The following is a 13,931-nucleotide window of genomic DNA, read 5'->3' as shown; positions in this document are numbered from 1 at the left end:
GCGGCGAAGGCGATGTCACCCCCGGAAGATGAAGAAGACCGCCCCCGCCAGACAGCAGCCCGCCCAGAGGAAGTTGAGCTTTAGCGGCTGTCCCATGTAAAAAACGGCAAAGGGGATGAAGATCGTCAGGGTGATCACCTCCTGGAGGATCTTCAGCTGGCCGAGATTGAAGGTGCCGTAGCCGAGCCGGTTGGCCGGCACCTGCACCAGGTACTCGAAGAAGGCGATCCCCCAGCTCGCCACCACCGCGATGTACCAGGGGGCTGCCCGGAGGTTCTTCAGGTGCGCGTACCAGGCAAAGGTCATGAACACATTCGACAGCGCCAGTAAAGCAATCGTTCGCATCCGCTATTCCTGCACCCAGCCGTTCTCCAGCCCCGCCGCTTCCAGGGCCGCCACCGCCGCGGCATACTCGTCGGCGGTGATCTTCCGCTGCAGGCCGGGGGTTTCCGGCGCCCGATGGGCCGGGAAATACTGGTTCATCAACGCCACGTGGGTTTCTTTTCCCAGCAGTGCAGCGATCCAGCGGAATGTTTCCCCACTCCCCGCCGCCCCTTCCGGGAGGACGAGATGACGGATGATCAGCCCGCGGACGCCGATACCATTATCATCTGCGGTGAAATGCCCCACCTGCCGGAGCATCTCGACCACCGCCGCCCGGTTCGCCGCCCGGTAGCCGGGCGCCGCGGAGAAGCCGACCGCCGGCTCCTCGGCAACATATTTCATGTCGGGCAGGTAGATATCCACCACCCCATCGAGCAGGTGCAGCGCATCCACCGTCTCGTAGCCGCTGGAGTTCCAGACCAGCGGCAGGGTGAATCCCCGAGGCACCGCCAGGTACAGCGCCGCCAGGATCTGCGGCAACATGTGGGTCGGGGTGACGAGATTGACGTTGTGCACCCTCTTCCGCTGCAGCCCGAGCATTTTTTCCGCCAGCTGGCGCGGTGTCAGGTCGTTGCCGTTTCCCAGCTGGCTGATCGGGAAGTTCTGGCAGAACCGGCAGTGCAGCGTACAGTGGGAGAAAAAGATCGTCCCCGAACCGCGGCTGCCGGAGATCGGCGGTTCCTCGCCGTGATGGACGCTGACCGAGGCAACCCGCGCCTGCGCCCCCGCCCCGCAACTGCCGACGGCACCGGCCAGGCGGTCCACCCCGCAGCGGTGCGGGCAGAGATCGCAGCTGCGCAGCCGGGCGTAGGCCGCCTTGACCCGCGCCAGCAGCTCGCCCGATGTGTACAGATCGAGATAGTTCACGTTAAATCGTCCGGCGGTCGATTCTTCGCCAGCCCGGCGACGCCCGGAAGGAGCCCCCGGGTAATGCCGGGCTGGCGGGAAAGCGGTCGCCGCCTACTTGCAGCGCTCCATCATTTCCACGAACCGGCCAAACAGGTAATGCGAATCGTGGGGGCCGGGCGACGCCTCCGGGTGGTGCTGGACCGAGAAGATCGGCAGCTCCTTGTGTTTCATTCCTTCGACCGTCTGGTCGTTGAGGTTTTCGTGGGCCAGTTCGCAGGCGTGGCCGAGGGAGACGATATCGACCGAGAAGCCGTGGTTCTGGGCGGTGATCTCGACCCGCCGGGTATCGAGGTCCATTACCGGCAGGTTGGAGCCGTGGTTGCCGAACTTGAGCTTGAGGGTCTTACCGCCGAGCGCCAGCCCGAGCAGCTGGTGACCGAGACAGATGCCGAAGATCGGCTTCTTGCCGACGAACTGGCGAATGTTGGCAATCACCTCGGTCATCGGCTCCGGATCGCCGGGGCCGTTGGAGAGGAAGATCCCGTCCGGGTTCATCGCCAGCGCTTCCGCCGCCGGGAAGGTGGCGGGAACCACCGTCACGTCGCAGCCGGCCGACACCAGGCAGCGGAGGATATTGTACTTGATGCCGAAATCATAGGCGACCACCTTGTACTTCAGCTCCGGCGGCGCAGCGGCGGTATATCCCGCCTCCAGCTCCCAGAGCTTCTCGCTCCAGTGATACGGCGCGGTACAGCTGACGCCGCTGGCGAGGTCGAGGCCGGCCATGCTCGGTACCGCCCGGGCCTTCTTCACCAGGCTCTCGTGGTCGAAGTCGATGGTGGAGATGATGCCGTTCTGCGCCCCCTTGTCCCGCAGGTGCCGGGTGAGGGCCCGGGTGTCGAGCCCCTGGATGCCGACCACCCCGTTCTCCTTCAGGTAGGCGTCGAGGCTCATGGTCGCCCGCCAGTTGGAGTAACAGTCGAGGTACTCCTTGACGATGAAGCCGGAGAGGTAGAGCTGCTTGCTCTCGATATCCTCGGGGTTGATCCCGGTGTTGCCGATCTGGGTATAGGTCATGGTGACCATCTGCCCCCGATAGGAGGGGTCGGTCAGCACTTCCTGGTAACCGGTCATGGCGGTATTGAAGACCACCTCGCCGGTCGCCTCGCCGGCGGCACCGAACGATTTTCCCTCGAAAACGCGCCCGTCCGCGAGCGCTAGCACTGCTTTCATGAACATGCTCCTGTCTGCAAATTATTGAAACGATCCGTCGGGGCGAGCTCGAAAGCAGCCCCGGACGGCATTAACGTTGATAGACGATTTTTCCGCCAACGATGGTGTACGCCGCGCCACCCTTCATTGGCTCACCGAGCCAGGGCGAGTTCTTCGACTTGCTGGCCAGCCCTTCCGCCGTCACGGTCCAGGCGGCATTCGGATCGATGACCGTCAGGTCGGCAACGGCACCGACCTTTAGTGTCCCCCGGTCGAGGCCGAGGATCCGCGCCGGGTTGCAGGACATTTTCTCAACCAGCGCCGGCAGGGTGAGGACCCCCTCTTCGACCAGTTTGAGCGACAGCGGCAGCGAGGTCTCCAGGCCGACGATGCCGTTGAGGGCGATATTGAACTCAACGTCCTTCTCGTCCAGGTGGTGCGGCGCATGGTCGGTGGCGATAGCATCGATGGTTCCGTCCCGCAGCCCCTCCTTGATCGCCGCCACGGCCGCGGCGCCTCGCAGCGGCGGGTTCATCTTGGCGTTGGTGTTGTAGCCGCGGACCGCGTCGTCGGTCAGGGAGAAATAGTGCGGCGCCGTCTCGCAGCTGACCTTGACGCCCCGCGCCTTGGCGTTGCGGATGATCCGCACCGAACCGGCGGTGGAGATATGAGCCACATGGAGCGGCGAAGCGGTACACTCAGCCAGGTAGACATCGCGGGCCACCGCCGCGTCTTCGGCTGCCCATGGAATTCCCTTCAGGCCGAGCTCGGTGGCGGTGAAGCCTTCGTTCATCACCCCGTCCCCCACCAGCGACAGGTCCTCGGCATGGGAGATCACCATGATCCCCATCCCCTTGGCATATTCCAGGGCCCGGCGCATCAGCTCCGAGTTGGTCACCGGGTGGCCGTCGTCGGAAACCGCTACGCAGCCCGCTTCCTTGAGGTCGCCCATCTCGGCCAGCGCCTCCCCCTTGCTCCCCTGGGTGATCGCGCCGACCGGCACGACGTTGACGACCCCTTCGTTCTGCGCCTTGGCGATGATATAGCTGGTCACCGCCTTGTTGTCGTTGACCGGCTTGGTATTCGGCATGCAGGCAACGGTGGTGAAACCGCCGGCCGCCGCCGCTTTCGTGCCGCTGACGATATCTTCCTTGTACTCCAGCCCCGGGTCCCGCAAATGGACATGCATGTCGACCAGCCCGGGGGTGACGATCAGGCCGGCAGCGTCTACCGTCTCGGTCCCCGCCGGCGCCGGCAGCATACTGCCGACTTCCTTCACCAGCCCGTTCTCGACGAGAATGTCGAACGTTCCGTCAATCCCCTGCGACGGGTCGATCACCCGGCCGCCCTTTATCAAAAGATTCATTGGTCACCTCGCGGAATCTTGGTTTTCATTTCTGGATTCGGCCCCGGTACGGTCATTGACGCGACCGGGGACGTTTCAGGCCGTCGGCAGCTCGCCACCGGAAACATGGTACAGCATCGCCATCCGCACCGCCACCCCGTTCTCCACCTGGGTCAGGATGGCCGATTGATCGCCGTCCGCCACGTAGGAGGAGAGCTCGACGCCGCGATTGATCGGCCCGGGGTGCATGACAATGGCCTCCGGCTTGGCCAGCTTCAGTTTTTCCGGGTTGAGGCCGTAGTAACGGGCGTATTCGCGGAGGGTCGGCAACAGCGTCTTTCCCTGCCGCTCCAGCTGGATGCGGAGCATCATCACCACGTCGGCGCCGCTGATCGCCTCCCGCATGTCGCTGCAGACCACGACGTTGCCGAGCCGTTCGATTCCCGGCGGCATCATGGTTGGCGGACCGGCCAGGCAGACCTGGGCCCCCATGGTGGTCAGGCCGAAAATGTCGGAGCGGGCGACCCGGCTGTGGGTAATGTCGCCAACGATGGCCACTTTCAGCCCTTCGAGCCGGCCGAACTTCTGCCGCATGGTCAGCATGTCGAGCAACCCCTGGGAAGGATGCTCATGGGCACCGTCGCCGGCATTGATCACCGAGCAGGAAACCCGCTGGGCCAGGTAGTGATGGGCGCCCGAAGCGGCATGGCGCATGACGATGATGTCCGGCTTCATCGCCAGGACGTTGCGCGCCGTATCGGAGAGGGTTTCACCCTTGGTCACCGAGCTGGTGGAGGCGGAAATATTGATCGTATCGGCGGACAGCCGCTTGGCGGCGATCTCGAAAGAGGTCCGGGTCCGGGTCGACGCCTCGTAGAAAAGGTTGACGACCGTCTTGCCGCGGAGGGTCGGTACCTTTTTGATGTCGCGGCCCATGATCTCCTTCATGTTCTCGGCGGTATCGAGGAGCAGTTCGATCTCCTCGCGCGTCAGGCCCTGCAATCCGATGATATCCTTGTGCTTGAACCCCATCGTCCCCCCCTTGTCGTGCGTCATTTTTCCAGGACCACCTCGAGCGGCCGGTTATCACCATCAAACGTGACGAGGATATTCTCTTTGCGGCTGGTCGGGACGTTGCGCCCGACGAAATCGGCCCGGATCGGCAGCTCCCGGTGCCCCCGGTCGACCAGCACCGCCAGCTGGATGCAGTCGGGCCGGCCATGATCCATCAGCGCGTCCAGCGCCGCCCGAATGGTCCGGCCGGTAAAGAGCACATCGTCGACCAGCACCACCTTCTTCCCTTCAATGGCGAAGGGGATATCGGTCTTGCCGACCGGCAGATGGGGGGTGTGCCCCTTGAAATCGTCGCGGTACAGGGTGATGTCCACCTCCCCGACCGGCGGCCGCTCCCCCTCGATCTCCTCCAGCCGGAGCGACAGCTCGCGGGCCAGGTGGACCCCACCGGTCCTGATTCCGACCAGCACCAGATCGGCTACCCCCTTGTTTCGTTCGAGAATCTCATGGGCGATCCGCGTCAGTGCCCGTCTGACTCCCGCACCATCGAGGATGACCGTTTTCTCTGCTCCCATCTTCGCCCCCTTTCCCCGGGAAGCCGGTCGTCTGACCGCTCCCCTGCCAGCTGCAAGCGCATCACGAAAAAGAGCCCTTCCACGCGCAGGCGGAAAGGCTCTCTCAAGACTGTCTCAGGAGTCCGAACATTGCCACCTTTTCTAACCTCACGGGGTTAAATTAAAAGGAAGAAGCTGATTTTTCAAGGAAGATAGCATCACCCCGCCAGAGAGTCAAGGCAGTTTTTCATCCGCGCGACGAATTCATCCCGAGGCCCTCCCCAGCGCCGGCACTTTTTGCTTGCAATAAAATTTGCTAATGATATTTTCCACACTCTTTGCCTCGGACCCCCGCAGTTTGCCAGGTTCCCGCCCGCAGTCGCCCAATTGTTACGATATGCCCACGGAACGAAGCACCCGCAGCCGAAGTTATCGCCCTGAGACGGCACAGGCCAGGACAGAACGCAGAGGCAACAGGTCGAACCCCCGCAACGAAAGTTGCGGTGCAACCATTGTTGCCTGCATCGCTACAGGGGAAAGGAACGCCCTGCAACCGCTACGTTATGGCGATAGACCAGGCAAGGCGGGCAATGACTGGCAAAATCCGGCAACCGTGGTTGCCCCCTTTTCCCCGCGGTACGCCCGGGGATTTTCCCGAATACTCTTTAATATTGGCTAATTAACGTTTGCACACCATGCTGGCACCGGCGTTGCTTCGCCGATCTTTGTACATCGTGAGGGTCGGCGCAATGAGCGGAAACCGCCGGAAACATTCCGGATTACAGGAGGGACTCGAAACAACCAAGGAAAGGAGGGCCGACAGTTTCGGAAGGATGCAGGCAGGACAACGAAAGGGAAAGGAAAGGAGCAAGCAAATGAGTACGAATTTCAGACGATGGCCGAGTCTGTTCTTCATCATGGTACTGGGCTTCTGCCTGGGCACCGGCGCCGCCATTGCGGCAGACGGCACGCTGGCAGGGAAAGTCACGATTGCCGGTTCGTCGACGGGGATTGCCGGAGCCACGGTAACCGCCGCTGGCAGCGCGGGAACATTTTCCGCAACCACCAATGCCAAGGGTTCATATTCCGTAGCGCTACCACCGGCCAGCTATTCGGTAACCTGTACGGCACCGGGATTCAGCGCCAAGACCGCAGCAGCCACCATCCAGAGCGGCATCAAGACCACCCTCAACTTCGCCCTGGCAAAACAGGCCGCAACGACCGGCACTATCACCGGCACCGTTACCAGCAGTGCCACCGGGGCCGCGATCCAGGCGGCAGCCGTTACCCTGAGCCCCGGCAGCTACGCAACGACCACCGATACCGCCGGCCACTACAGCATCGCCAACGTAGCCGCCGGCAGCTACACCGAAACCGTTGCCAAAACGGGCTTCGCCACCATCACCAAGCAGCTCGCCGTCAACGCAGGGACAACCGTTACCAGCAATGCAACCATGGCTCCCGTCACCATCAGTATCCCGTCACTGACCGCCACGCCCGGTTTGTTCACCGAAGCGGCCGCCGGTACCGTCTCCCTGGCGGCTACCCTGTCCGAAACGGTCGCCTCTTACCAGTGGAGCCAGGTCAAGGGTCCCAAGGTCCCCCTGACCGCCACCGCCGCCACCACCGCCACCGCCGACGTCAGTGCCCTGAGCGTCGCGGTCGACACCGAACTGGTCTTCCGGCTTACCGTCACGGGCGCCGATAACGTACCGACGTCCCGGGAGGTCAGCGTATTTGTCCAGCCGGCGGACATGTACCCGGTGCTCGGCGCCGACATCCAGATCGGCGGCTCCACCACCGCAGTCAAGAAGTTCCCCTTCAATGGCGCCGAATGGAGCATCTTCAACATCGGCAACCGGTTGTGCGTCACGCCGATCGGCATCGGCAAAGGAGCCGTCTATTCGCTCTACGCCCCCGGCTTCATCAACGACATCGACCTGGTCACTTTCAATGGTGTGAATTACGCCCTGCTCTCCGCCGGGACCGCCGGGATCGTGGTGGTGGACATCACCGACCCGACCGCCCTGCGCCAGGTGAACGTTGCCCGACTCAACTACTACCGGGACGGCATCACTTACACCGAGGGGGGTGGCGACATCCTCACCGGCAACGTAATTTCCAGCACGGCGGCGCCGGTGGCGGCCCTGGAGACCGACGGCACGACCCTCTACATTGCCGACAGCGACTACGGCCTGCACAAGACCGCCCTGGCCAACCTGCTCGGCGCAGCCGGCCCGATCCTGGAAACGGACGGCACGCTGCTCGTCGAACTGGACCGCTACACCCTGCAGTTTGCCGGCGAGAATCCCTGGGGCGGCCCCATCGACCTCAAGCTCTACGGCGGCAAACTGTTTGTCTGTATGAAAGAGCTGGGGCTGGGGATCTTCGACCCCGCCACCCTGGAGCAGATCGGCCGTTACAACCTCTATACCGATACCACGATGACCGAAGACTGGTTCATGGGAATGGACATCCGCCAGACCGTACAGAAAGACCCCACCACCGGTGAACCGTTTATCGACGCCGTGACCGGCATGCCCGACTACCGCCAGACCAACTTCGAACTGGTCGAGGTGATGAGAAATGACGTAGTGGCGCCGACGCCATGGGCCGACTTCGACCGCTACGGGAAATATTACTATAAGGCCCAGGGGGTGGATGTCGCCGAGTTCAACGGCCGCACCATCGCCTACATCGCTTACTCGCTCGGCGGTTTGATCGCCGTCGACATCACCGGCTACCAGGGCGCCACCCCGGCCGCCTTCCTCACCGGCCGCTACCTCGGTTACGTCCCGGCGGTGCCGGCCAATGGCCCGGACAAGATCACCGGCACCAAATCCCAGAGCCTGCTCCCCTATTACGGGGCAGGGATGCTGAAGGATTCGGGAGTGATCGATGTCAAGATCAGGGGGAACTACGCCTACCTGACCGACCACTTCGCCGGCCTGGTCATCGTCGATTTCGCCGCGACCCCGGAAACCGGCTGGCGGAACAGCAACGGTCCCTATAACAACGACACCGACGGCATCGCCGGCAATCACTTCCCGGATACCGAGTTCGTCACCTCCTACGATATGACCGCCTACGATCCGCTCGACAACGAGTCGATGCCCAAATGGATGTACCAGGCCCCCTGCAAGCTGGTGACCACCGAGATCAACGGCCATGGCAACCGGATCCTGCTCATGGACAGCATGGATCTCGGTGCTGCCGGTAACGTCGACCTGCTGGCCTGCTCCGGCGCCGGCGGCTTCAACTTCGTCGACATCGTCAACCTCGACGCCGCCACCATGGCAGACCGCTACCGCGTGCCGGTCTACTTCCCGACCACCGACGAAATCGGCGCCAAGGTCGACACCACCGCCGGCCAGGCCATCTCCATCGGCCACTCGGTGGGGATCGCCTCTTCCGAGAAGTACCTGTATCACGCCGACGGCCCCCACGGCATCTCCGCCTGGCAGATCGTCGACAACGACGGCTATCCGACCGACAACATCCACCTGGTGGCCAATACCCTCCAGGACGAATATCCGGAAGTCTACAACGGCACCACCATCTACCCGGCTTCCCATGCCGCCAACGTCGTCTACGATCCGCTTCATCAGGTGGCCTGGTCGGGAAGCTCCAGCCTCGGCCTGCGCCGGGTGGATGTCTCCCGGGTCGAAGGCGGCCTCGGCGCCATCGGCATGCCGCTGCTGCTGCCGCTCCAGCCAACCGACCTCTTCGAACACAATGGCGACTTCGGCACCGTCAAGGGGATCCAGTACCAGGATCACTCCTACGACGTGGAGATCAAGGGGAACTACGCCTACACCGCCGACGGCAGTAACGGCATCACCGTCTTCGACATCACCAAGGACCCGACCGTCATGAACAGCGGCTTCGTCGTCGCCAACCTGGGAGCGGGGAGCGGCAAGCCGCCGCTCGGCACCGCCTCGGGGATCGCGCTCTGGACCAACCCGGCCGACGGCAAGTCCTATGCCTTCGTCGCGGCCGGCCCACGCGGCGTCGGGGTAGCGGAAGTCACCGACGTGCTGAACATGCAGCTGATCAAGGTTTTCGAACCGATCAAGATTGAGGAAGGCAAAGTCGGCGCCGCCGACGGGCAATCCGTCGACGTCAAGGTGGTCGGCGACTATGCCTACTTCACCTACGACAGCTTCGGCGTCGTCTGCTACAAGCTCTCCGACCTGATCGCCCCGCTCCCCGCCGGCACCGACCCGACCGAGGCCTGGCAGAAGAACACCACCGACACCCTGGTTTACGACTACCGGCCGGTGGCGGTCAGCCGCTTCAAGCTGCAGCTGGTGCCCGGCTATGAGGAGTGGGCCGGCGGCGCGGTGAAGATGGACTACACCCTGGTCAACAACCGGCTGGTCTTCTATGTCGCCTTTGCCGAGGCCGGCGTACTCAAGATCGACTGGACCGACCCGGCAAATCCGGTCCTGGCCGGCGTGGCATCGACGGTGGGCGAATGCTCAGCCGTCACCATCAGCAACGGCCGGCTCTACGCTGCCGACGGCAGCGCCGGCATGCTGTTCTTCAAGTAGGCAGCACGAAGGGCAGGGCTTCACGGCCCTGCCCTCCACTCTCCGACCACCCGCCTCTGCCGCCAGATCAGCCGAAAATTGCCGTTCCTATCCTCGTGCACGAAAGCGAAACGACCAGCCCAACCGGGGAACGGCACCGGCCCGGGCGTCTCCCGGCGAGCGCCGGAAACGACTTTTCCCGAGAAAGGAGGAGCGGAACGACCACCGGGAGCAATACATCGGCATCAATAGCAATCAACTGTATCGGGAGGAAGAGAATGAGGAAAGGAAGAATCTGGATAACCATCGTCGGTTGGCTCGTCTGCTCGCTGTTCATTGCCAGCGGTGGCCTTGCGGCAACCTCGTCGACCGGCACCCTGACCGGCAAGGTCACCATTTCGGGGAGCCGGACAGCCATCGCCGGCGCCGCGATCAAGGCGGTCGGCAGCACGGGCACCTACACCGCCACTACCGGCACAACCGGCAGCTACTCTATGGCATTGCCGCCGGCCACCTACACCGTTACCTGCAGCGCTACGGGCTACAACACCGCCACCGCCTCGGCAGTCCTCAAGGCGGGAGTGAAGACCGTCGTCAACTTCGCCCTGACCGCGGCAACCGTTACCACCGGGACCCTGACCGGGACGGTCACCGATTCGGCGGGCGCTGCCATCGCCGGCGCGACGGTCGCCACCTCGACCGGCGGTTACAGTGCCACCACCAATTCCAGCGGGGCCTATACCATCGCCGCGATCACTGCCGGGACCTACGATGTCACCTGCACCGCCACCGGCTATACCGCCCAGAGCAAGCCGGCGACCATCACCGCCAATGCATCCGCCACCCTCAACTTCACCATGGCGTCCGCCGGCGTGACCATCAATTCCGTTACCGCCACCCCATCGACCATTGCCGAGCATGCCGCCACCTCGATCGGTCTTCTGGCAGCCATTACCGGCACCCCGGTCAGCTACCAGTGGAGCCAGGTGGCCGGGCCACGGGTCCCGCTTGCCGGCACCAGCGCCACCGCCGCCTCCGCTGATGTCAGCGGCCTCGACGTGGCGGTCGAAACCGATCTGATCTTCCGGCTTACCGTTACCGGCGCCGACGGCGTTGCCACCTCTCGGGACGTGACCGTGGCCGTCCAGCCGGTGGACATCTATCCGTTCCTCGGCCCCAACGTCCAGATCGGCGGCTCTACCACCGCCATCGCCAAATTTACCTATAGCGGCGCCACCTGGAGCGCCTTCAACGTCGGCAACGTCCTGAAACTCACCACCGTCGGCACCAGCAAGGGGAGCGTATATTCCCTGACCTTACCCGGCTTCATCTTCGATATCGATGTCGTCACCTATAACGGCACCGTCTATGCCATCGTCTCCTGCGGCCCGTCCGGCATCGCGGCGGTCGACATCACCGACCCGACCCTGCCGACGCTGGTCAGGATCCTGCCGGTCAACTACTATCAGGCCGGCATCACCTTCACCGATACCGGCGGCACCATCTGGCCGGACCAGGTCATCCAGGGAACCACGGCGCCGATCACCGCCACCGAAACCGACGGCACCACCCTCTGGATCGCCGATTTTGCCTACGGCCTCCACAAGACCGCCTTGGCCAACCTGATCAACGGCACCGTCGAGGCCGACGGCACCCTGCTGATCGACGCCGAGCTCTACACCCTGCAGTATGCCGGCGAGAACCCCTGGGGCGGCCCGATCGGCATCAAGCTCGTCGACGGCAAACTTTACGCCAGCCTCGGCGCCCTCGGGCTGAACATTTACGATGCCGCCTCCCTCGGCTGGCTCGGCCGCTACAACCTCTATACCGACGAGGCCCGGACCGAGGACTATTTCGGCGCCATGGCGGTCAGCCAGAGCGTCGGCCAGGATACGGCCACCGGCGACATCTACCTGGACGACTTCACCGGCATGCCCGATTACCGTCAGGTCCAGTACGAAATCCTGGTGGTGATGAAGGGGACCGGCACCGGCCTCACCCCCTATGCGGACTTCGCCCGCAACGGCTTCTGGTACTACAAGGCCCAGGATGTGGCGGTCGCCGTCCAGGGAAGCCGGACCATCGCCTATATCGCCTACTCGCTGGGCGGCGTCGTGGCGGTGGATGTCACCGCCCCGACCGCGCCGGCCTATCTCGGCTACTTCCCCGCCGTGCCGGTCAATGGTCCCTATGAGACCAACTCGCTGCCGGCCAGCATCCTTCCCTATGAGGGGGCGGGAATGCTGAAAGAGTCGGGCGTCACCGGCGTGCGCGTCGCCGGCAACCAGGTTTTCCTGACCGACCACTTTGCCGGGCTGGTCATCCTCGACAGCGCTGCGACGCCGGAACTGAGCTGGCACGGGCCGAACCCGCCTTACAGCAACGATACCAACGGCGTCGCCGACGACAATGTCCCCGACTACGAGGACATCACCTCCTACGACATGAGCCCCTACGACCCGCTGGACAACGAGTCGCTCCCCTGGGCCTTCTACCAGGCGCCGTGCCTGCTGGCGACCGCCGAGCTGAACGGCCACGGCTACACCCTGCTCCTCAACGAACCGCTGGCACTCGATACGGCCGGCAACGTCGACGTCCTGGAGGCCTCCAGCGCCGGCGGATTCGTCTTCGTCGACGTCAGGAACCTCACCGCGCCGCTGATGGCCGACCGCTTCGCGATCGTCGGCTACTTCCCCACCACCGACGAGATCGGCGCCGCCGTCGACGGCACCGCCACCCAGCCGATCTCCATCGGCAACGGCAACGGCATCGCCGCCAGCGACCGCTATCTCTACCTCTCCAACGGTCCCAAAGGGGTCTTGGCCTTCAACCTGCTCGATCCGCTCGGCTACCCGACCGACAGCGTCCACTTGGTTGCCAACACCCTCCAGGACGAGTACCCGGAAGTCTACAACGGCGAAACCATCTATCCCGCCTCCCACACCGCCCGTAACGTCATCGACCTGGCCCACGGCACGACCTGGGCCCAGTGCATCGGCAACGGCATGCGCGGCGTCCCCATCGACCAGGTGGAAGCGGGGGCCGGCCAGGTCGGCGCGCCGCTCCTCCTCAAGCTGCAGCGCGACGACATCTTCGAGCACAACTCCGATTTTACCGTCAAGGCCCTTCCCTTCCAGGACAAGGCCTACGACGTGGAATTCCGGGGCAACTACGCCTATGTGGCCGACGGCCCGAACGGCATCACCGTTTACGATGTGACCAAGGACCCGTCGAATGCCAAGAGCGGCTTCTTCGTCGCCAACATCGGCGCCAACAAGGGTGACCCGCTGCTCGGCACCGCCTCCGGCATCGAGCTGTGGCAGAACCCGGCCGACGGCAAGCTGTACGCCGTCGTCGCGGCCGGCCCCTACGGCGTGGGGGTGGTGGATATCACCGACATCGCCGACATGAAGATCGTCAAGGTTTTCGAACCGATCAAGATCGAGGACGGCGACATCGGCGTGGCCGACGGCCAGGCCATCGACGTCAAGGTGATCGGCGACCGGGCCTACTTCACCTACGACTCGTTCGGGGTGATCTGCTACGCCATGAGCGATCTGGTTGCCCCGCTCCCGGTCGGGGTCGATGCCACCGAAATCTTCCTCAAGACCCTCGACGGCATGGTCGTCTACGACTACCGCCCGGCTGCCCTGGGACGCTTCGCCCTCGATGAGACCGTCGGTTATGAGACGATTGCCGGCGGGGCGATGCGCCTCCAGTACACCATGCAGAACGGCACGCTCTACCTCTACGTAGCGTACGCCGAGGCTGGCCTGCTCAAGATCGATTACACCAACCCGGCGGCGCCACTGCTCGTCTCCCGCACCGACACCGCAGCGGAAGCCACCGACCTGGCCATCGCCAACGGCCGCATCTACCTCTCCGATGGTTCCGGCGGCATGGTCTTCTTCAAGTAGCAGTCCATCGGCCGCTCCGGCAGTTTGTCCACCGGAGCGGCCGCCCTTTCCCGCCGCTCGGCCGGCACCAGACGCAACAAGGCCACGGGAGCGATAAAGCCGCCCGTGGCCTTGTTGATGAATT

Annotated in this window: 8 protein-coding genes; 2 read left to right on the top strand and 6 right to left on the bottom strand. The window is 63.8% G+C overall.

What is annotated here, in order from left to right; all coding sequences use genetic code 11:
- Positions 1-15: 15 nt before the first annotated feature.
- From QMN23_RS09065 to pyrR, 6 genes are all read right to left on the bottom strand, one after another.
- Positions 16-345, bottom strand: coding sequence for a DMT family protein (locus QMN23_RS09065; protein ID WP_282003569.1), 330 nt, complete (start codon positions 343-345; stop codon positions 16-18).
- Positions 346-348: 3 nt separating this feature from the next.
- On the bottom strand, positions 349-1,251 hold the full coding sequence (locus QMN23_RS09060) for a radical SAM protein (protein WP_282003568.1): 903 nt from the start codon (positions 1,249-1,251) through the stop codon (positions 349-351).
- A gap of 93 nt (positions 1,252-1,344) precedes the next feature.
- Entirely contained in the window at positions 1,345-2,466 is a 1,122-nt protein-coding gene (gene carA, locus QMN23_RS09055) for a glutamine-hydrolyzing carbamoyl-phosphate synthase small subunit (protein WP_282003567.1), read from the bottom strand.
- A gap of 70 nt (positions 2,467-2,536) precedes the next feature.
- A complete protein-coding gene (locus tag QMN23_RS09050) occupies positions 2,537-3,811 on the bottom strand; it encodes a dihydroorotase (RefSeq protein ID WP_282003565.1) in 1,275 nt (424 codons plus the stop codon).
- Between the two features lie 75 nt (positions 3,812-3,886).
- On the bottom strand, positions 3,887-4,822 hold the full coding sequence (locus QMN23_RS09045) for an aspartate carbamoyltransferase catalytic subunit (RefSeq protein WP_282003843.1): 936 nt from the start codon (positions 4,820-4,822) through the stop codon (positions 3,887-3,889).
- Positions 4,823-4,842: 20 nt separating this feature from the next.
- The gene (gene pyrR / locus QMN23_RS09040) at positions 4,843-5,379 is read right to left on the bottom strand and encodes a bifunctional pyr operon transcriptional regulator/uracil phosphoribosyltransferase PyrR (RefSeq protein ID WP_282003563.1); all 537 of its coding nucleotides are present in this window, start codon (positions 5,377-5,379) and stop codon (positions 4,843-4,845) included.
- A gap of 854 nt (positions 5,380-6,233) precedes the next feature.
- Between pyrR and QMN23_RS09035 the strand changes: the two genes are divergently transcribed.
- Positions 6,234-9,911 carry a carboxypeptidase regulatory-like domain-containing protein gene (locus QMN23_RS09035; protein ID WP_282003561.1) on the top strand — a complete coding sequence of 1,226 codons (3,678 nt, stop codon included), beginning with the start codon at positions 6,234-6,236 and terminating at the stop codon, positions 9,909-9,911.
- A gap of 257 nt (positions 9,912-10,168) precedes the next feature.
- On the top strand, positions 10,169-13,807 hold the full coding sequence (locus QMN23_RS09030; protein ID WP_282003560.1) for a carboxypeptidase regulatory-like domain-containing protein: 3,639 nt from the start codon (positions 10,169-10,171) through the stop codon (positions 13,805-13,807).
- Positions 13,808-13,931: the final 124 nt, after the last annotated feature.

Source organism: Geotalea uraniireducens (assembly GCF_027943965.1).
Classification (GTDB): domain Bacteria; phylum Desulfobacterota; class Desulfuromonadia; order Geobacterales; family Geobacteraceae; genus Geobacter; species Geobacter uraniireducens.
The sequence above is the reverse complement of the archived record's forward strand: the minus strand, read 5'-3'. Positions and strand labels throughout refer to the sequence as shown.